Here is an 18,152-nt window from a genome sequence, read left to right on the forward strand (position 1 = left end):
ACATCGGCACCGCGGCGTCATCCCGTCAAAGCACGCTGGCGCTCGACGTCGACGATCCGCTCGCCGGAAGCCCGTCAGGCGGTTGGCTGCGGACGATCCCACTCGCCAGTCGGACGATTCAGGACGATCGCAGCGGCCTTCGCGGCCTCGTGCAGCGCCTGGGTGGGCGCACCGATCACCATCGCGCGGGCACGCAGGCTGGCCCTCAGGAACACCGTGTCGGACGCGATGAAGCGACGCGGGGTCGTGCCCAGGAACGTCCCGGCATCGCGCAGGAAGTGCGAGGCGTCGAAATAGCTGCTGTCGATCTTCGAATAGTCCGCCATGCCGTCCGTCCGGATCAGGCTGATGAACGATCGCAGGAACCGCGCGCGTCTGAGCAACAGCTTTGGCGGCATGCCGAAATGGCGCGTCGCCATGCGTCGCAGTTCATGCGTCGGGATGTCGAGGCGGTCGGCGACGTCCTTCATCTCGATCACGCCGTCGGTGACGCTCAGCGCCGTGAACGCGCGGATCAGGTCGTCCCGCGGATGCGGCCGGTTGAACAACGATCCGAAAACCTCGTCGAGCAACGGCTTGATGAGCGCGTCGCTGTCGAGCGCGTCGAGCCCTTCGATCAGCCGTGCGGACAGTTCCGTCCCCAGCGCGGATCCGAGCGACACGACGCGGTTGTGGAATTCGCCCGCCGACCGCGTGGTGAGCCGCGACCAGCCGAGCGCGCTGAGGCCGATGCCGACCGCGATCCCGCCATGCGTCTCGGTCCGAAAGGCGCGGCTGGTCGGCCCGTAGAAGCTCGCGCGGTCGAGCGGCCCGAACCGGTGGTTGCCGATCGACACCGTCAGCGGTCCGGCGTCGACCAGCACGGAGATCATCGCCGGGGCAGGCAGGTACCAGTTGAGCATCGGCGCGCGGATGCTCGACGCGTAGATCGCATATCCCGTCAAATAGTCCGACAGGGCTGGATCGGGCAGGTCGTATCGCATCGCCATGCCAGCGGGCATCGCGAACGCCGTGGGCGGAACATTGATGCTGTTCGTACCGCCCCGAACGTGTTCGACAAGCATATGCCGCCCTTAATCCAAATTATAAATTCATGAGCGCCGCTGCCACAGCGCTAGAGGCTTGGCTATTAAAACTTGATTGATGTGAAATTATACGGGCCGCCCATCGATTCAGTTCAAAATGAACCGGATTTGTCCGAGCGAATACGACGTCGGCGCGAAGGTCGCTCGCCGAAGATGGCAGTTTGGTCGATAGCCGGGTCTGGAACGTGTTTTTCGGCGCCCTGATCGAAAAGATCAGGCTCCGATACCGCTGCGACGCGCCAGGGCGGCGGCACTCGCAACGTGGTGAGCATGGGTGATCGCGACGGCCAACGCATCGGCGGCATCGGGGCCGGCCAGCTTCGCGCCCGGCAGCAGGACCGCCATCATCGCCTGGATCTGTTTCTTGTCCGCGCCACCCGTGCCGACCACGCCCTTCTTGACGGTCGAGGGGTGGTATTCGCCGATATGCAACCCCGCCCCCGCCGCGGCGAGCAACACGACGCCGCGCGCCTGGCCTAGCTTCAACGTCGACTGCGCATTGGTGTTGCCCAGCACCTCCTCGACCGCAGCGCCGTCCGGACGCTCGGTGCGGATGACATCGATCAGCGCGTTATACAGCGCGGTCAGGCGACGGGGCAGCGCCATGGACGGATCGGTCTTGATCTGGCCGTTTGCGATATGGCTCAGGCGGTTGCCGTCCGCGCGGATGACGCCCCAGCCGGTCGTGCCGAGGCCGGGATCGAGACCAAGAATAATCACTGCCTCCCCTCCCGCGAGCGGGAGGGGACCGAGGGGTGGGCGCCCGGCCAACCAGAGGCGCAACGCTGCTTATCGGAAGCGGATCGCCGGCAGCCGCGAACGGATCGCACCCAGCCGTCAGCGGATCGCTGGAGGTGAGCGCGTGCCCACCCCCGGCCCCTCCCGCTTGCGGGAGGGGAGAAGATCAACCCAACGACTCCATGATCTCGTCCGAGACCAAGAATAATCACTGCATCCCCTCCCGCATGCGGGAGGGGACCGAGGGGTGGGCGCCCGGCCAATCAGAGGCGCAACGCTGCTTATCGGAAGCGGATCGCCGGCAGCCGCGAGCGGATCGCCCCCAGCCTTCAGCGGATCGCTGGGGGTGAGCGCGTGCCCACCCCCGGCCCCTCCCGCTTGCGGGAGGGGAGAGGATCAACCCAGCGACTCCATGATCTCGTCCGAGACCTCGTAATTCCCCCAGACGGTCTGCACGTCGTCGTCCTCGTCCAGCGCATCGATCAGCTTGAACAGCGTAGCCGCATCGTCCGCGTCGACCGCGACCATGACCTGTGGGCGCCAGGCGAGCTTGGCGCCCTCGGCCTCGCCAAGCTTCGCTTCCAGAGCCTTGGCCACCTCGTGCAGGTCGCCTTGCGCGGTCCAGACCTCGTGGCCGTCCTCGCTCGACGTGACGTCTTCCGCGCCCGCTTCGAGCGCCGCTTCGAACACCGTGTCGGCATCGCCCGCACTCGCCGGATACGAGATCAGCCCGACGCGGTCGAACGCGTGGCTGACCGAACCGCCCGCGCCCAGATTACCGCCGTTCTTGCCGACCGCGACGCGCACGTTGGTCGCGGTGCGGTTGCGGTTGTCGGTCAGCGCCTCGATGATCAGCGACACGCCGCCGGGGCCGAAGCCCTCGTAGCGGATCTCCTCGTAATTCTCCGCATCGCCGCGGCTCGCCTTGTCGATCGAGCGCTGGATGTTCTCCTTCGGCAGCGACGCCGCCTTGGCCGCGTTGACTGCCGCGCGCAGGCGCGGGTTCATGTCGACATCGGGCAGGCCCATCTTGGCCGCGACCGTGATCTCTCGGCTGAGCTTGCTGAACGCCGACGAGCGCTTCTTGTCCTGCGCGCCCTTGCGGTACATGATATTCTTGTATTTGGAATGGCCTGCCATCGGTGCCTCTTTAGCTGATGCGCCCGCTCTTAGGCGTCAGGCGCGGATTTCGCCAGACCGTCGATCTTCGCCTCGATCGCTTCGAGGCGGGCCAGCACCAGGTGATCGATCTTGTGATGCACGCGCAGGATGTCGAGTTCGGCACGCAAATTGGTCTCGTAGTCGAGGCTCGCGGCGAGGCGATCCTTCGCCGATTGCCGGTTCTGGCTCATCATGATCACCGGCGCCTGGATCGCGGCCACGGTCGACAGCAGCAGGTTGAGGAAGATGTAGGGATACGGATCGAACGCCCGCCCGAAATGCACGAGGATGTCCGAATTCAGCAGCATCCAGCCGATCAGCACCAGCGTAAACGCGATGATGAACCCCCACGACCCGCCGATCTTCGCCACCCGGTCCGACAACCGCTCGCCGAATGTCGCACGCTCGTCCGACACGTCCGCCGCATCGCGACTGACCGTCGTCCCCGCCTCGATCCCGGCGAGGACCCGGCGCTCCTCCTCGTCGAGCTCGCCCGGCGCCTTGCCGAGCAGCCGTTGCGAAAGATCGGCGAGCGGGGAGTGTGTGGCCATCCCTTCGCCCTAACCGGGATCGGCGATTATGCCAGCGCGCAAAGCCGGACTTGCGACGGAAGCGACAAAGACTCCTTGCTCCCACACGCCCGCACCTGCCAAACGCGCGGCATGACGGTTAGCGTGAATATGGGCACCGACGGCAATGGTACTGCCGTCGGCGTCGACCTGGAGGAACTACTCGCCACCCGCCTGTTGGTGCAGGGCAATTCGGGATCGGGAAAATCGCATCTGCTGCGCCGGCTGCTCGAGCGATCGGCGGGGCATGTCCAGCAGATCGTGATCGATCCCGAAGGCGACTTCGTGACGCTCGCCGGCCCCCACGGGCATGTCGTGATCGAGGCGGGCGACTATAGCGAACGCGAGATCGCCCGCATCGCCACGCGGTTGCGCGAACACCGGACGTCCGCCGTGCTCAGCCTCGAAGGGCTCGAGGTCGAGGGCCAGATGCGCTGCGCCGCGTCGTTCCTGTCCGCGCTGTTCGATGCCCCGCGCGAGCATTGGTATCCGGTACTGGTGGTGGTCGACGAGGCCCAGATGTTCGCGCCCGTCACTGGCGGCGAGGTGTCGGAGGAAGTGCGCCGCGCGTCCTTGGCGGCGATGACGAACCTGATGTGCCGCGGCCGTAAACGCGGCCTCGCCGGCGTGATCGCGACGCAGCGTCTCGCGAAACTGGCAAAGAACGTCGCCGCGGAGGCGTCGAACTTCCTCATGGGCCGCACCTTCCTCGACATCGACATGGCCCGCGCCGCCGACCTGCTCGGCATGGAGCGGCGCCAGGCCGAAGCGATTCGCGATCTCCAGCGCGGCACGTTCATGGCGCTCGGCCCCGCAGTCTCGCGCCGGCCGATCACCGTGAAGATCGGCGACGTCGCCACGTCCGCGCGCAGCGGCAGCCCCAAGCTCACCCCCCTCCCCAGCGCCGCGCCGATGGACCTGCAGGATCTGCTGTCCGAGCCGGTGGTCGACGCCCCCGAACTTGGCCTGATGTTCGATTCGCGCCCACGTCGCGTGCCGGCGGAGGAGCTGCTCGACGGCATCGCCCGCCCGCCCGAGCCGCGCACCGCCGCACCGCCGCCGCCGGAAAAGACCGACGACGAGGTCGAGGCAGTCTACGCCGACGTCTTCCGCGCGATCGTCGAGGATCCGGAATCGACGCTGCGCCCGCCGTCGGTGCTGTTCCAGGATTTCCAGGTCCGCTGCCGGATGGGCGGCCTCGCCAAGCCACCGCTCGATCTCCCCGGCTTCGTCCGCCGCCTGAGCTGCGCCCGCGCCGGCATCTTCGACATGACCGACGAAGCCTGGACGGCGGCGCTGGACGTGGCGAGCGGCCTCCCCGACGACATGCTCGGCGCGTTCCTGCTGGTTGCGCGTGCGGCGCGCGAAGGCGAACCCTGTCCGTCAGACGCGCGGATCGCGGCGACCTACGGGACAAGCTCACTGGGTCGGGTAAAGCGGTTGATCGGCTATATAGAGAGCCGCGAACTGATCGTCTGCCGCACCGATCTCGCCGGCAAACGCTCGATCACCATACCCGGACTAGGCTGGACTACTCTGCCGGCGGAAGCTGCGTAGAACGGGATACAGGCCGGGTCGGAAGGACTCTCGCGCCAAGGACCATTGCGAGAACGACCGTCAACGATTCTCGCATCGGATGCGCATCTTTACCATGCTGACCTGTGCACGCTCGCCTGCAATCGCGCGCATCTTGACCATGTGGTCTTTCACACCAATCTGAAATTCTGCCGGCCCGGTGACCGTGCATGTCATCCCGTTGGCGATACTGGCGCACGCATCGACATATTGGCGTGCGTTCGTAATGACCGAGTCTTCAGCCGGACCGAGCCCCATCGAAACATAGCTCGATCCGCCAAACAGCGCGACGCCCAAGCCACCGAGTGTCTTCAACTCCCACGCTGCATGGCCATCGGCTGGCTTTGCCGGCTTCATGCCTAGCTCGCCGGCGAGCCGCTGGCAGAAGCTGACGGTGGCCGCCCCCTCGCCCGACTGAGCGGGGGCGGCCATCGAAGCGATTATCAGCATGGCGAAAACAGGAATGGTCATGACCGAACACTAATCCAGCAATGACGACAATTTCGTTACACGCACCAAACGTACGTGTTCCGCCGTGCCGGTGCTCCTCAGATCATCCCCAACGCCTGGAGATACACCTCGAGGATCGCCTCTTCCTCCTGATATTCTTCCTTCTTCTTCTTCCGGATCGACAGGATCTTGCGGATCGCCTTGGGGTCGTAACCACGGCCCTTGGCTTCGGCCATCACGTCCTTGATGTCGTCCGAGATACCCTTCTTCTCTTCTTCGAGACGCTCGGCGCGCTCGATCAGCAGGCGCAGTTCGTCCGCTGCGACCGCGCCGCCGCCCATGCCGTGTTGCCGTTCGTCAGACATCGAAAATTCCCCACTCGCCAGCGCCCACGCGCCGGTCAAAAGCCAATCAAGATACAAGCCCGCACCGGTGATCGCCGTCCGGAGACGTCCTGAATCATGCCGCTTTGGGTGCGGACCGGCGTCTAGGCGTTTACCGGGTTGGGCTCAATCGCCTGAATCAGACGGCCTCGTTTTTGGGCGCGTTCTTCGCGACGCTCGCCTTCATTCGTTCGAGCTGCTCGGGCGTCGCGTCGCCCTGGTGATGCGCCTTCCACTCCGCATACGGCATCCCGTACACCGTTTCCCGCGCGGCATCCTTGGACAGGCCGCCCGCCTCCTCGACCCAGTCCGACAGGCAGTTGCGGCAAAAACCGGCGAGCCCCATCAGGTCGACGTTCTGCGCATCCTCGCGGTGGCGCAGATGGCGGATCAGGCGGCGGAAGGCCTGTGCCGCTACGGCATCGTCGAGTGTGTCGAGCGAGTCGGATTCGGGATTCATTCATATGCTCCGTGGTTGATCCCGCCGAGATAGGGTTTAAGGCCCGTCGCGGCAAAGACCTCCCCCAGGAAACGCCGAGGAAGACGCAACGCATGACCATGGCCATCGCACCCCGTTCGCGGAAAGTCCGCATCCTCGCGACGCTCGGCCCTGCCAGCAGCACCCCCGAGATGATCGCAACGCTCTTCCACACCGGCGCCGACGCGTTCCGGGTCAACATGAGCCACGGCGACCAGCAGTCGAAGATCGCCGTGATCCAAGCGATTCGCGCGCTCGAAAAGGAATTCGGTCGCCCTTCGACTATCCTCGCCGATCTCCAGGGTCCGAAACTGCGCGTCGGCAAGTTCGAGGGCGGGCGCACCGTGCTTGAAACCGGCTCCACCTTCCTGCTCGATCGCGACCCGACGCCGGGCGACGCGACGCGCGTCGAACTCCCGCACGACGAGATCTTCGCGGCGATCGAGCCGGGCGCACGCCTGCTGCTCGACGACGGCAAGCTGGTCCTGCGCGTCGTGTCGCACAGCCCGCGCGAGATCACGACTCGGGTCGAGGTCGGCGGCGCGCTGTCGAACAGCAAGGGGCTGAACGTCCCCGACGTCGTGCTGCCGATGGCCGCGTTGACCGAGAAGGATCGCAGCGACCTCGATTTCGCGGTCGACCAGGGCGTCGACTGGATCGCCTTGTCGTTCGTCCAGCGCCCGGAAGACCTCTGGGAAGCGCGCAAGCTGATCGGCGGCAAGGCGGCGCTGATGGCGAAGATCGAGAAGCCCGCCGCGATCGAGCGGCTGGAAGAGATCGTCGAGGCCTGCGACGGCGTGATGGTCGCGCGCGGCGATCTCGGCGTCGAACTGCCCCCGCAGCAGGTGCCGCCGCTGCAAAAGCGCATCGTCGAGGTCTCGCGCCGGATGGGCCGCCCGGTGGTGGTCGCGACGCAGATGCTCGAGTCGATGATCACCTCGCCCTCGCCGACCCGCGCCGAAGTGTCCGACGTCGCCACCGCGGTATACGACGGCGCCGACGCGATCATGCTGTCGGCCGAAAGCGCGGCGGGTGCATGGCCGGTCGAATCGGTCGCGATGATGGATGCGATCGGCGTGTCGGTCGAGGCAGACCCGGAACACGGCGACCGCATGCACTTCACCGTGATGAAGCCCGACCCGACGACCGCCGATGCGCTCGCCGAGGCGGCAAAGAACATCGCCGCGACCGTATCGGCAGTGGCGATCATCTGCTTCACCACCTCGGGCTCGACCGCCCGCCGGATCGCACGCGAGCGCCCATCGGTGCCGCTCCTCGTACTGACCCCCAGCCAGGAAACCGCGCGCCGCCTCGGTCTGCTGTGGGGCACGCACGCGGTCCACACGCGCGACGTCGAATCGTTCGAGGACATGGTCGCCAAGTCGAAGCGGATGGCGCTGCGCCACGGCATGGCGAAGGCCGGCGACCGGGTCATCGTCCTCGCCGGCGTACCCTTCCGCACGCCCGGCTCGACCAACGTCCTGCACGTCGTCCGCATCGTCGGCGACGAGCTGAAAGGCCATCACTCGCAGGTTTGAGTTCGGCGCGAGCGTAATCGCCCGCCGCGAGGCCAAGGCGCGGCACCATGCTTCCCCCTCCCTGAAAGGGAGGGGTAGGGGTGGGTCGGCTTCCACATACGCCGTCCGTAGTGGCTCAAACCACCCAACCCACCCCCACCCCCTCCCTTCCAGGGAGGGGAGCGAAGTAAGGGCGGTTGGCGGTGTTCGTGGTCGACACCACAAAAGGTGGCCCCCCTCTCGAACAGGCCTCACGCCGGCAGCCCCAATCGTAGAAGCACCTCAACGGGCATCCGCCTCAACGGAAACCCGAACATCTACCGTTCCCCCGCGGAGGCGGGGGTCCAGGATGGCGGCATACCACGGTACTCAACTGACCCCCCGCATCCGCGGGGGAACGGCCTCGGTATGGATCACAAACGCAACCACCCCGGCGAAGGCCGGGGCCCAATTGGGGGACGGCAATGGCGACGCTCCCCACTCCGTTGCGGCAACCTTTCCAATTGGGCCCCGGCCTCCGCCGGGGTGGAGTTCGCCACCGGGGCGGGGCTCGCAGCCAGAGCCAACCCAATCTAGGCTAGCGCTCGCCTCCCGAATACGCGATGTCGCCAGCACGGACCGCAAGGGAGGGCGAACGCAATGACACTACGCGAGAAGATCGGCTGGGGCGCCCTCGCCCTGCTCGCAGCCTGCGCGCTGGCAGTCGTCGCGTTCGAGCGGGGCGAGCACGTCAACGCGTTGTGGATCGTCACCGCAGCGGTCTCGGTCCAGCTGATCGCGTACCGCTTCTACGCACGCTACATCGCCCGCCACGTCATGCAGCTCGACCCGAGCCGCCCAACCCCCGCTCTCCGCCGAGCCGACGGCCTCGACTATGTCGCGACCGACCGCAACGTCCTGTTCGGCCACCATTTCGCCGCCATCGCCGGTGCCGGCCCGCTCGTGGGCCCGGTGCTCGCCGCGCAGATGGGCTACCTCCCCGGCACGCTCTGGATCCTCGCCGGCGTCGTCCTCGCGGGCGCGGTGCAGGATTTCATGATCCTGTTCATCTCGATGCGCCGCGACGGGCGGTCGCTCGGCGAACTGATCCGCATGGAAATGGGCGCGATCCCCGGCGTGATCGCGCTGATCGGCGCGTTCGCGATCATGGTCATCATCCTTGCCGTGCTCGCGCTGATCGTCGTCCGCGCGCTCGCCGGCAGCCCGTGGGGCCTCTTCACCGTCGCCGCGACGATCCCGCTCGCCTTCCTGATGGGCATCTACACCCGCTGGATCCGCCCCGGAAAGGTCGGCGAAGTCTCCGTGCTCGGCGTCATCGGGCTGCTCGCCGCGATCGTCTATGGCGGCACGGTCGCCGCCTCGCCGACGCTCGCGCCGCTGTTCACGCTCACCCCGGTCCAGCTCTGCGTCCTCATGGTCGGCTACGGCGCGGTAGCCTCCGTCCTGCCGGTGTGGCTGCTGCTCGCACCTCGCGACTACCTGTCGACCTTCCTCAAGATCGGCGCGATCGTCGCGCTGGCGATCGGTATCGCGGTCGTCGCGCCGCCGCTGCGGATGCCGGCGCTCACCCCGTTCATCGACGGCAGCGGCCCGGTCTGGTCGGGCGGGCTCTTCCCGTTCCTGTTCATCACGATCGCGTGCGGTGCGGTGTCCGGCTTCCACGCGCTGATCGCGAGCGGCACCACGCCGAAGCTGATCGCCAGTGAGGGCGACGCGCAGTTCATCGGCTATGGCGCGATGCTGATGGAGAGCTTCGTCGCGATCATGGCGCTGGTCGGTGCGTCGATCCTCGATCCCGGCGTGTATTTCGCGATGAACAGCCCGGCGGCGGTGGTCGGGACCGACTTCGCCTCCGCCGCGACCGCGGTCACCGCGATGGGCTTCCCGATCACGCCCGAACTCCTCGCGCAGACCGCGAAGGACGTCGGCGAGACCACGATCGTCAGCCGGACAGGCGGCGCGCCGACGCTCGCGGTGGCGATGGCGGAGATCTTCAGCAACCTGATCGGCGGACAGGCGATGAAGGCGTTCTGGTATCATTTCGCGATCCTGTTCGAGGCGTTGTTCATCCTCACCGCGGTCGATGCGGGCACCCGCGCCGGGCGGTTCATGCTGCAGGACCTGATCGGGCTCGCGGTACCGTCGTTCCGCAATGCCTCGGCGATCGTGCCCGGCCTGATCGCGACCGCGCTCTGCGTGACCGCCTGGGGTTTCTTCCTGTACCAGGGGGTCACCGATCCACTCGGCGGCGTGAATACGCTGTGGCCGCTGTTCGGGATCTCGAACCAGATGCTCGCCGCGGTCGCGCTCGTGCTGGCCACGGTCGTGCTGTTCCGGATGAAGCGCCAGCGTTACGCGTGGGTGACGATCCTTCCCGCCGCGTGGCTGTGCCTGTGCACGATCACCGCCGGGCTGATGAAGCTGTTCGCGAGCGATCCGAAGGTCGGCTTCCTCGCACATGCATCGAAATTCGCCGATGCCGCGGCGCGCGGTGAGTTGCTCGCGCCGGCCAAGACGATGGCGGAGATGCAGCGGATCGTGCTCAACGACCGGATCGACGCGGGGCTGTGCGCGCTGTTCCTCGCCGTGGTGCTGTCGATCGTGTTCTTCGGCATCCGCACGTGTCTCGCCGCGCTGAAGATCGACCGGCCGACGGTCACCGAAGTCCCGCCGCAACTGGTGGCCGCGGAATGATCCGCGCGCTCTATGCGAAGGCGCGCGAGACCGCGCTGCTGATGGTCGGCGTGCCGTCCTATGACGCCTACCGCCAGCACATGGCCGAGCGCCATCCCGACCACGTGCCGATGGACGAACGCGCGTTCTTCCGCGATCGGCAGGAGGCGCGGTACGGCAGCAAGGGCGGGGGACGCTGCTGTTGACGGACGGGCTTTCGACCGTCGCACGACTCCGGGCAGCGACGGCGAGCGATCACGACGCTGTCGATGCCGGGTTCGGGCGCTATGATCTGAACGATGCGGACGATTACCTCGCGTTCCTGCTCGCGCATGCCAGGGCGTTGCCGGCCGTGGAGGCTTGGCTGGACGGCATTCCGGGTCTTGCCGCGGTCCGATCTCGGAGTGAGGCGCTTGCCGCCGATCTCGCCGCGCTGGGCGAGGAGATGCCGACGCCGATGGCCTTCGACCTGGCGCCGAGCGAAGCGGCCGGCTGGGGTGCGATGTACGTGGTCGAGGGCTCGCGGCTCGGCGGCATCATGTTGTCGCGATCGGTGCCCGACGACATGCCGTCGGCATATCTCGGCGCCAAACACCTGTCCGGCGAATGGCGCGCGTTGCTGGCCGCGATCGACCGGCAGCCTGCCGACGAGGCCTGGATCGCAGACGCGATCGCAGGCGCCAAGGCTGCGTTCGCACTGTATCGGCGCGCGCCGGAGGCCTGATCCGCCCCCGGCGCCCTGTCTGTGTCAGCTAGTAGTCGATGTCGGCTAGTCGGATCAGCGCAGGAGCTTCGGCGCTTCCTTGCGGATCATGTCCTGGATCTTGCTCGCGAACAGTCCAAGGATACCGGGCAGGTCGACAACCGCGTGGACATTGGTCTCGAACACCGTGACCGCGCTGGCGATCGTCTGGCCCATCGCCTGGATGGTGAAGTGCAGCGTGTCGCCGTCCCAGCGATGGTCGGTCACCGACCCACCGGGGATGCTGGCGCTGATCTTGTCGATCCCGCCATCGAGCCGCGCGCGGACTGCCGCCTTGCCGAGCTGATGGGGAACGTCGACGGTGATGGGGTTGGCCATGAATAGTCCTTAAGTCGCGAAAAGCATGTCGTCGTTGGCGAACGCCTTGAACTCGAGAGCGTTGCCGCTGGGATCGCAAAAGAACATCGTCGCCTGCTCGCCGGGCTGGCCCTTGAAGCGGACATAGGGCGCGATCCCGAACTTGACGCCCGCGGCGGTGACGCGTTCCGACAGCGTGGTCCAGTCGTCCATCGTCAGAACGACGCCGAAATGCGGCACGGGGACCGCGCGGCCATCGACTGCATTCTCGACCGCGACGGGTTTTGCCGAGGGGTCGAGGTGGGCGACGATCTGGTGGCCGAACAGGTCGAAGTCGATCCACTGGTCGCTGGACCGGCCTTCTCGACAGCCTAGCGTGGCGCCGTAGAAGGTGCGGGCGGCTGTGAGGTCGTGGACCGGGAAGGCTAGGTGGAAGGGGCGTAGGGTCATTGGGGGAAGATAGGTCGTGGGGTTGGGTTCGTCGACCCGCGGGATTCGGTGGGGGATTTTCCACGTGGACATGCGAGCATGCGCCTTCTTGGTGGGGGTGGACCTACATAGATCGCACCACCCCGGCGAAGGCCGGGGCCCAGTTGGGAAACGTCGCTAACGGGGTGTTGCACTTCGTTACTGCGACCTTTCCAACTGGGCCCCGGCCTTCGCCGGGGTGGTGAATCGTCGGCGGTTGGAGCGGTGACTGATGCAGGACTAAGGGAAGACGTTGCCCCACCCCCTTCACCACGCCATAGCGCGACCGTGACCCGCTACCCCGCCCTCGCCTGCCTCGTCCTCGGCGCGATCGCCGCGACCGGCTTCGCCCCGCTCGACCTCTGGCCACTCACCCTCGTCGCGTTCGCGGTGTGGATGAAGCTCGTCCACGATGCGCCGACCCTGCGCAGCGTGTTGTGGCGTGGGTGGGTGTTCGGGGTTGGGCATTTCACCGTCAACAACAACTGGTTCCAGCACGCGTTTGACTTCCAGGACGCGATGCCGCCGGTGCTCGGGTATTTCGCGGCGGTCGGCCTCGCGCTGTATCTGGCGCTGTTCCCGATGCTGGCGGGCGGCGTCGCCTGGCGGATCGCGCGACGGCCCGCCGCGCCCGATGCGACGTTCGTAATGGTCTTCGCCGCCACCTGGATCGCGACCGAGTGGCTCCGCGCGACCCTGTTCACCGGCTACGCATGGGATCCGCTCGGCGTCGTCTGGCTTCCCGCGATCGGCGTCGCACGACTGTCCGCGTGGATCGGCACCTACGCGCTGTCCGGCGTGACGGTCCTCGCCGCCGGCGCGCTGCTGATGCTCTCAGTACGCCGCTGGACTCTCTCCGCCATCGCTATCCCTGCACTCAGTATCGCCGCACTATCCGCCCTCTGGACCAACGCGCCGCCGCCAGCGCCCGGCACGCCTTTGGTCCGCGTGGTCCAGCCCGACATCGGCCAGGAAGACCGTAGCGAGACCGACGGTGAGCGGGTGCTGTCGGCGTTGGAGAAGCTGTCCGGCCGGGGCGGCGCCATCCCGCGCCTTGTCGTCTGGCCTGAGGGCGTAGTGCGCGATTACGTCGAGGACGGCTATCCGTTCTACGCCTATGGCTGGTCGAGCCCGCTCTACCTCCGCCGCCGGATGGCGCGGCTGCTGGGCCCCGAGGACATCCTGCTGATCGGCGGCACGGCGCTTGAGTTCGACGCCAAGGATCAGATTTCCGGCGCGGCCAATTCGGTGTTCGCGCTCGACGCACAGGCCCGGCTGCGCGGGCGGTACGACAAGGCGCACTTGGTGCCGTACGGCGAATACCTGCCGATGCCGTGGCTGTTGAAGCCGCTTGGGCTCGCGCGGCTCGTGCCCGGCGATATCGACTTCACTTCCGGCAAGGGCCCAGCGAACCTGACGCTGCCCGGCTTCGGTTCGATCGGGATGCAGATTTGCTACGAGATAATTTTCTCGGGCGAGGTCGTCGACCGCGCGCATCGTCCCCGTATCCTGTTCAATCCGTCGAACGATGCGTGGTTTGGCAAATGGGGACCGCCGCAGCATCTCGCGCAAGCCCGGATGCGCGCGATCGAGGAAGGCTTGCCGATCCTCCGCGCGACCCCGACCGGTATCTCGGCGATCATTGCCGCCGATGGCCGCCTCGTAGCGACCGTCCCACACGAGACCGCTGGCGCAATAGAGCAACCGATGCCGTCTGCGATGCCCCCCACTTTGTTCTCGCGCGTCGGCAACGCGATGGCGGCGATCGTTGCCGCGCTGATGCTCGTCACCGCGGTTGCCCTGCGCCGTCGCCAGCGCTAGGGTCATATAAAGCTTTCCTTATATGACGCTCGCTCCAGAGCATGGCAAAGAGGCCCGCATGCGCAAATCTTTCCTCTTCACTTCCGAATCGGTCTCCGAAGGCCATCCCGACAAGGTCGCCGACCAGATCAGCGACACGATCGTCGACCTGTTCCTCGCCAAGGACCCGCAGGCACGGATCGCCTGCGAGACGCTGACGACCACGCAGCTCGTCGTCCTGGCCGGTGAAATCCGCGGCAAGGGCATCTACGAGAACGACCAGTGGGCCGACGGCGTGCTCGAGGAGATCGAGGCGGCCGTCCGCAACACCGTCAAGGAAATCGGTTACGCACAGACCGGCTTCCACTGGGAGACGTTCCGCTTCGAGAACAACCTCCACGGCCAGTCCGCGCACATCGCGATGGGCGTCGACGAGAGCGGCAACAAGGACGAGGGCGCCGGCGACCAGGGCATCATGTTCGGCTACGCGACCGACGAGACCCCGGGCCTGATGCCTGCGACGCTGTATTACAGCCACAAGATCCTCGCAAAGATGGCCGAAGACCGCCACTCGGGCGCGGCGCCGTTCCTCGAGCCCGACGCCAAGAGCCAGGTGACGCTGTCGTACGAGAACGAAGTGCCGGTCGGCGCGACCGCCCTGGTCGTCTCGACGCAGCATGCGCCGGGCTATTGCGAGAAGGGCGACAACGCCGATCCCGCCAAGTACGCGGTGCTGCGCGACTATGTCATGGGCGTGTTCAAGGACGTGCTGCCCGACGGCTTCATTACCGACGAGACTGCGATCTACATCAACCCGACCGGCCAGTTCGAGATCGGCGGCCCAGACGGCGACGCCGGCGTAACGGGTCGTAAGATCATCGTCGACACCTACGGCGGCGCGGCCCCGCATGGCGGCGGCGCATTCTCGGGCAAGGATCCGACGAAGGTCGATCGTTCGGCTGCCTATGTCGCACGCTATCTCGCGAAGAACGTCGTTGCGGCCGGTCTCGCGCGTCGTTGCACGATCCAGCTGAGCTATGCGATCGGTATCGCCGAGCCGCTGTCGGTCTATGTCGACACCCATGGCACCGGCACTGTCGAGGAAGCCAAGCTCGAGGCGGTCCTGCCGAAGCTCGTTCGCCTGACGCCGAAGGGCATTCGCGAGCATCTGAAGCTCAACGCGCCGATCTACAAGAAGACCGCGGCCTATGGTCACTTCGGTCGCGAGCCACAGGGTGACACGTTCACCTGGGAGAAGACCGATCTGGTCGATGCGCTGAAGGCTGCCATCGCCTGATAGCGACGGGTTTGCAGTTGTGAAAATGCCTCCCGCGGACAGATCCGCGGGAGGCATTTTAGTTTGTTCTCCTGCGAACGCAGGATTCCAGGGTCACGATCGTTACGCTTGGTATCCTGGGCTGCTGCGTTCGCAGGAGAACGAGTTGATCACTCTTCGAGGCTTTTGATCGGCTGCGCGTGCCGTTGCTCGGTCAGGATCTGCCACGCGGTCAGGAACAGCGCGGCGACCAGAGGGCCGACGACGATGCCGCTCAGACCGACGAGCTCGATCCCGCCGAGCGTCGTCACCAGCACGACGTAATCCGGGATCCCCGTGTCGCGGCCGACCAGGATCGGACGCAGGATGTTGTCGGCCAGGCCGATCACCACCACGCCCGAGACGATGACGACCACACCCTGCCAGATGGCGCCCGTCGCCAGCAGGTACACCGCGACCGGTACCCAAACGATCGCGGGGCCCAGCGCTGGCAGCAGCGAGGTCAGCGCCATCAGCAGGCCCCATAGCAGAGCTGCCGGTACGCCGACGAGCCAAAACGTCAGGCCACCGAGCGCACCCTGGACGAGCCCTACGATCACTGATCCCTTAATCGTCGCACGCACCACCGCGACGAACTTGTCGACGAGTTTCTCCGCCACCGAATGCTCGAACGGCAGCGTGCGGCGGATCGCCGGCCCGACCTTGTCGCCGTCGCGGAGCAGGAAGAAGGTCACGTACAGCCCGACACCGAACGACAGCAGGAACGCAGCGGCATTGCGGCCGATCGACAGAGCCTGCCCGGCGATCGAGCGGACGCTATTGCCGAGGATGGTCGACACGCGCGACTGCGCCTGTTCGAAGCTGTTGAGCCCGGCCTTGTCGAGCGCGCCCTGGATCCGGTTGGGCAGGGCGTCGTGGATCTGCTGGAAATACGCGCCAAAGTTGATCTGCCCGCTTTGCAGCTTGGCATAGACCGAGGCGGACTGGTCGATCACCAGGCTGCCGATGAACAAGGTCGGCACGATCACCGCGACGAAGATGATCAGCAGCGTCAGCGCCGCGGCGAGATTGCGGCGTTCCGGCCAGCGCTTGAGTAGCCAGTGATACAGGGACTGGAACAGGATCGCCGCCAGCGCGCTCCAGAGCAGCGCCGCCGCAAACGACGATACGACCACGCATAGCGCAATCGTGATCGCCACCAGGAAGGTGATGAAGCCCCCCGTTTCCAGTCGACGCCTGTCGATCATTGCCGTGTCCCTCTTGTATCGACCCGTCGAGCCGGGCCGTTCAAAGCCAACCACTCAAACGTCAAAACCGCCCCCCGGTGTACCGAAGGGCGGCTCTAACGCTGGCGCGAGTTTGCGCCTAGAAGGTCAGCGGAGCTTTTCGCTGCCGTTGACCAGAGCGTCCTTCTGCGCCTGCGGCATCGCCTGTGCGTTCACGTCGGCATCGTCGATCGCGTCCGACTGTTGCTCGGCGTTATCGCGAACGGCCTCGGCCTGATCTTCGAGGTTGTCGGCGGTCGCTTCGAGAGCGTCGGCACGGTTGTCGGCGGACTTCTCGACTTGGCTGCCGAGCGTGTCGTCGCCCTTCCCGCCGCAGGCTGCAAGCGAGACGGCCATAGCGGCGAGCGTGATTGCGATGGAGATCTTCTTCATAGGGATAGTCCGTTCTGGTTACGATGCGGCAGCAACCGTCACGCCCGCGTAACGGTTCCGCTATCCCCTTGCGCATCAATACGAATATTCATTCTCGCCAGCATCTGTGGTCAACAAGCCACACCGCGCTACCCAAGGCGGCTCAGGCCTTCGCATGCTCGATCAGCAAGGGCGCCTTGTCCGCTACCGCCGTCTCGACCAATGGAGCAACCCGGTCGAACACCGCGCTGACGAGCGCTTCCGCGATCCAGCCGACGGCGGCACCGACGACGAGATCGGACAGATAATGCTTCCCGTTCACCGGTTGCGCTGCTGCGACCGCACCTGAAATCAACGCGGCTGGCCCACCCGCGCCTTTAATGTCACGCGACACCGCACGGGCGACCGCAACCGCGCCGGCGGTATGGCCGGAAGGAAACGAGTTCTGGTCGTGGTCACGGCTTTCACCCGGCTCAAACCGCGCATTGCCATCCTCAATCGCCTTTTCAGGACGCGTCCGATCTATCGATGCCTTGATCGCGGACTTGACGAAGGTCGCTGCTGCATGTGCCGCCAGCATCCGCACGCCGCCACGGATCACATCCGGCCTGCGTGCGATCGCGCCGATCACGACCGTACCAATCGAGGTAGCGACGAGCTGCGGCTGGTCACCGATTTCCGCGAGCAAACCGGTCGCCTTGACCAGGGGCTCGTCGCGGTGTTTGGCGGCCTTGTGCGTTGCCTTGCGGTCCGCCTTCTCGACGGCTTTTGCAGCTTCCTTGGTCTTGCCCATCACGTCTCACCCTGTCCGTCCATTTCGCCACGCACCTGTGCATGCGCCAACAGCGCAAACAACCCTGCACCGCCCAGCAAGTTGCCGAGGATCGCCGGCAGCATGAGGCCGCCGAGCGCTTCGCCGACGCCGACCTTGCCCGAGAACAGCAGCAGCCATGCCTCTACCGATCCGACGATCGAGTGGCTGAACGCGCCGATCGCGACCACATAGGTGATAGCGAAGATCACGAGGAACGACTGTTCGCGCGCATTCGGCAGCGACCAAGCGAGGATCGCGATCATGAATCCGGCCGGGATCGCATTGACGAACGTCGCACCCGGCGAGAGTTCGGTGATCCGCATCGACACCTCGATCATCGCAGTACGAAGCTCGTTGCCGCCGAGCAGGCCTGCCGCGATCATCCCGCCGGCCAGCGCGGTCCCGATCAAGTTGGCGCCCAGCACAACGCTCCAGAGCCGCAAGGTCCGCCGCAATGCCCAGCCCGAC

Annotated in this window: 20 protein-coding genes; 7 read left to right on the plus strand and 13 right to left on the minus strand. The window is 66.2% G+C overall.

What is annotated here, in order from left to right:
- Window positions 1-74: 74 nt before the first annotated feature.
- From QFZ54_RS11405 to QFZ54_RS11420, 4 genes are all read right to left on the minus strand, one after another.
- Entirely contained in the window at window positions 75-1,001 is a 927-nt protein-coding gene (locus tag QFZ54_RS11405; RefSeq protein ID WP_307087173.1) for a hypothetical protein, read from the minus strand.
- 297 nt (window positions 1,002-1,298) lie between these two features.
- On the minus strand, window positions 1,299-1,805 hold the full coding sequence (gene ruvC, locus QFZ54_RS11410; RefSeq protein ID WP_056061275.1) for a crossover junction endodeoxyribonuclease RuvC: 507 nt from the start codon (window positions 1,803-1,805) through the stop codon (window positions 1,299-1,301).
- Window positions 1,806-2,219: 414 nt separating this feature from the next.
- Complete coding sequence (locus QFZ54_RS11415; RefSeq protein ID WP_307087176.1) at window positions 2,220-2,963, minus strand: YebC/PmpR family DNA-binding transcriptional regulator; 744 nt, start codon at window positions 2,961-2,963, stop codon at window positions 2,220-2,222.
- A gap of 29 nt (window positions 2,964-2,992) precedes the next feature.
- Window positions 2,993-3,535: a DUF1003 domain-containing protein gene (locus tag QFZ54_RS11420; RefSeq protein WP_307087178.1), complete on the minus strand. Its 543-nt coding sequence runs from the start codon at window positions 3,533-3,535 to the stop codon at window positions 2,993-2,995.
- Window positions 3,536-3,646: 111 nt separating this feature from the next.
- Between QFZ54_RS11420 and QFZ54_RS11425 the strand changes: the two genes are divergently transcribed.
- Window positions 3,647-5,110: an ATP-binding protein gene (locus QFZ54_RS11425; protein WP_056061281.1), complete on the plus strand. Its 1,464-nt coding sequence runs from the start codon at window positions 3,647-3,649 to the stop codon at window positions 5,108-5,110.
- 60 nt (window positions 5,111-5,170) lie between these two features.
- Here the strand turns inward: QFZ54_RS11425 and QFZ54_RS11430 are convergent, their stop codons facing one another.
- From QFZ54_RS11430 to QFZ54_RS11440, 3 genes are all read right to left on the minus strand, one after another.
- The gene (locus tag QFZ54_RS11430; protein ID WP_307087180.1) at window positions 5,171-5,599 is read right to left on the minus strand and encodes a hypothetical protein; all 429 of its coding nucleotides are present in this window, start codon (window positions 5,597-5,599) and stop codon (window positions 5,171-5,173) included.
- Between the two features lie 77 nt (window positions 5,600-5,676).
- Window positions 5,677-5,919: a DUF2312 domain-containing protein gene (locus tag QFZ54_RS11435; RefSeq protein ID WP_197942503.1), complete on the minus strand. Its 243-nt coding sequence runs from the start codon at window positions 5,917-5,919 to the stop codon at window positions 5,677-5,679.
- Between the two features lie 181 nt (window positions 5,920-6,100).
- Window positions 6,101-6,421 (minus strand): DUF1244 domain-containing protein, encoded by a 321-nt coding sequence (locus QFZ54_RS11440; RefSeq protein WP_307087181.1) that lies wholly within the window; start codon window positions 6,419-6,421, stop codon window positions 6,101-6,103.
- Window positions 6,422-6,513: 92 nt separating this feature from the next.
- On the opposite strand from QFZ54_RS11440, the gene pyk reads away from it, so the two are divergent.
- From pyk to QFZ54_RS11460, 4 genes are all read left to right on the plus strand, one after another.
- Complete coding sequence (pyk, locus tag QFZ54_RS11445) at window positions 6,514-7,977, plus strand: pyruvate kinase (RefSeq protein WP_307087183.1); 1,464 nt, start codon at window positions 6,514-6,516, stop codon at window positions 7,975-7,977.
- A 618-nt stretch (window positions 7,978-8,595) separates the two neighbouring features.
- Window positions 8,596-10,650 carry a carbon starvation CstA family protein gene (locus QFZ54_RS11450; protein WP_307087186.1) on the plus strand — a complete coding sequence of 685 codons (2,055 nt, stop codon included), beginning with the start codon at window positions 8,596-8,598 and terminating at the stop codon, window positions 10,648-10,650.
- The gene (locus tag QFZ54_RS11455; protein WP_307087187.1) at window positions 10,647-10,835 is read left to right on the plus strand and encodes a YbdD/YjiX family protein; all 189 of its coding nucleotides are present in this window, start codon (window positions 10,647-10,649) and stop codon (window positions 10,833-10,835) included. The genes QFZ54_RS11450 and QFZ54_RS11455 overlap by 4 nt, the downstream gene beginning before the upstream one ends.
- Window positions 10,832-11,353, plus strand: a complete 522-nt coding sequence (locus QFZ54_RS11460; protein ID WP_307087189.1) for a biliverdin-producing heme oxygenase — start codon at window positions 10,832-10,834, stop codon at window positions 11,351-11,353. The genes QFZ54_RS11455 and QFZ54_RS11460 overlap by 4 nt, the downstream gene beginning before the upstream one ends.
- A 54-nt stretch (window positions 11,354-11,407) precedes the next feature.
- Here the strand turns inward: QFZ54_RS11460 and QFZ54_RS11465 are convergent, their stop codons facing one another.
- Together QFZ54_RS11465 and QFZ54_RS11470 are read right to left on the minus strand one after the other, a co-directional pair.
- Window positions 11,408-11,710: a polyhydroxyalkanoic acid system family protein gene (locus tag QFZ54_RS11465; protein WP_056411856.1), complete on the minus strand. Its 303-nt coding sequence runs from the start codon at window positions 11,708-11,710 to the stop codon at window positions 11,408-11,410.
- A gap of 9 nt (window positions 11,711-11,719) precedes the next feature.
- Window positions 11,720-12,139, minus strand: coding sequence for a VOC family protein (locus tag QFZ54_RS11470; RefSeq protein ID WP_307087191.1), 420 nt, complete (start codon window positions 12,137-12,139; stop codon window positions 11,720-11,722).
- A gap of 306 nt (window positions 12,140-12,445) precedes the next feature.
- Between QFZ54_RS11470 and lnt the strand changes: the two genes are divergently transcribed.
- A complete protein-coding gene (gene lnt, locus QFZ54_RS11475; protein WP_307087193.1) occupies window positions 12,446-13,978 on the plus strand; it encodes an apolipoprotein N-acyltransferase in 1,533 nt (510 codons plus the stop codon).
- 58 nt (window positions 13,979-14,036) lie between these two features.
- The gene (gene metK / locus QFZ54_RS11480) at window positions 14,037-15,254 is read left to right on the plus strand and encodes a methionine adenosyltransferase (protein WP_307087195.1); all 1,218 of its coding nucleotides are present in this window, start codon (window positions 14,037-14,039) and stop codon (window positions 15,252-15,254) included.
- Window positions 15,255-15,403: 149 nt separating this feature from the next.
- On the opposite strand, the gene QFZ54_RS11485 is transcribed toward metK, so the two are convergent.
- The 4 genes from QFZ54_RS11485 to QFZ54_RS11500 all read right to left on the minus strand — a co-directional run bounded on the left by QFZ54_RS11485 (window position 15,404) and on the right by QFZ54_RS11500 (window position 18,109).
- Window positions 15,404-16,480 (minus strand): AI-2E family transporter, encoded by a 1,077-nt coding sequence (locus QFZ54_RS11485; protein ID WP_307087197.1) that lies wholly within the window; start codon window positions 16,478-16,480, stop codon window positions 15,404-15,406.
- A 126-nt stretch (window positions 16,481-16,606) separates the two neighbouring features.
- Window positions 16,607-16,891 carry an LptM family lipoprotein gene (locus tag QFZ54_RS11490; RefSeq protein ID WP_307087199.1) on the minus strand — a complete coding sequence of 95 codons (285 nt, stop codon included), beginning with the start codon at window positions 16,889-16,891 and terminating at the stop codon, window positions 16,607-16,609.
- Between the two features lie 142 nt (window positions 16,892-17,033).
- Entirely contained in the window at window positions 17,034-17,663 is a 630-nt protein-coding gene (locus QFZ54_RS11495) for a phosphatase PAP2 family protein (RefSeq protein WP_307087201.1), read from the minus strand.
- Window positions 17,663-18,109, minus strand: a complete 447-nt coding sequence (locus tag QFZ54_RS11500) for a formate/nitrite transporter family protein (RefSeq protein ID WP_307087202.1) — start codon at window positions 18,107-18,109, stop codon at window positions 17,663-17,665. Before QFZ54_RS11500 ends, QFZ54_RS11495 begins: the two co-directional genes overlap by 1 nt.
- Window positions 18,110-18,152 lie beyond the last annotated feature (43 nt).

The organism is Sphingomonas faeni (assembly GCF_030817315.1).
Classification (GTDB): domain Bacteria; phylum Pseudomonadota; class Alphaproteobacteria; order Sphingomonadales; family Sphingomonadaceae; genus Sphingomonas; species Sphingomonas faeni_C.

What these genes read in the sequence shown, in the direction of transcription:
- metK (WP_307087195.1), top strand. Translation starts at nt 14,037, where the DNA reads ATGCGCAAATCTTTCCTCTTCACTTCCGAATCGGTCTCCGAAGGCCAT.
- QFZ54_RS11420 (WP_307087178.1), bottom strand. Translation starts at nt 3,535, where the DNA reads ATGGCCACACACTCCCCGCTCGCCGATCTTTCGCAACGGCTGCTCGGC.
- QFZ54_RS11470 (WP_307087191.1), bottom strand. Translation starts at nt 12,139, where the DNA reads ATGACCCTACGCCCCTTCCACCTAGCCTTCCCGGTCCACGACCTCACA.
- QFZ54_RS11435 (WP_197942503.1), bottom strand. Translation starts at nt 5,919, where the DNA reads ATGGGCGGCGGCGCGGTCGCAGCGGACGAACTGCGCCTGCTGATCGAG.
- QFZ54_RS11495 (WP_307087201.1), bottom strand. Translation starts at nt 17,663, where the DNA reads ATGGGCAAGACCAAGGAAGCTGCAAAAGCCGTCGAGAAGGCGGACCGC.
- QFZ54_RS11450 (WP_307087186.1), top strand. Translation starts at nt 8,596, where the DNA reads ATGACACTACGCGAGAAGATCGGCTGGGGCGCCCTCGCCCTGCTCGCA.
- pyk (WP_307087183.1), top strand. Translation starts at nt 6,514, where the DNA reads ATGACCATGGCCATCGCACCCCGTTCGCGGAAAGTCCGCATCCTCGCG.
- QFZ54_RS11485 (WP_307087197.1), bottom strand. Translation starts at nt 16,480, where the DNA reads ATGATCGACAGGCGTCGACTGGAAACGGGGGGCTTCATCACCTTCCTG.
- QFZ54_RS11415 (WP_307087176.1), bottom strand. Translation starts at nt 2,963, where the DNA reads ATGGCAGGCCATTCCAAATACAAGAATATCATGTACCGCAAGGGCGCG.
- QFZ54_RS11465 (WP_056411856.1), bottom strand. Translation starts at nt 11,710, where the DNA reads ATGGCCAACCCCATCACCGTCGACGTTCCCCATCAGCTCGGCAAGGCG.
- QFZ54_RS11440 (WP_307087181.1), bottom strand. Translation starts at nt 6,421, where the DNA reads ATGAATCCCGAATCCGACTCGCTCGACACACTCGACGATGCCGTAGCG.
- QFZ54_RS11490 (WP_307087199.1), bottom strand. Translation starts at nt 16,891, where the DNA reads ATGAAGAAGATCTCCATCGCAATCACGCTCGCCGCTATGGCCGTCTCG.
- QFZ54_RS11430 (WP_307087180.1), bottom strand. Translation starts at nt 5,599, where the DNA reads ATGACCATTCCTGTTTTCGCCATGCTGATAATCGCTTCGATGGCCGCC.
- QFZ54_RS11405 (WP_307087173.1), bottom strand. Translation starts at nt 1,001, where the DNA reads ATGCCCGCTGGCATGGCGATGCGATACGACCTGCCCGATCCAGCCCTG.
- QFZ54_RS11455 (WP_307087187.1), top strand. Translation starts at nt 10,647, where the DNA reads ATGATCCGCGCGCTCTATGCGAAGGCGCGCGAGACCGCGCTGCTGATG.
- QFZ54_RS11425 (WP_056061281.1), top strand. Translation starts at nt 3,647, where the DNA reads ATGACGGTTAGCGTGAATATGGGCACCGACGGCAATGGTACTGCCGTC.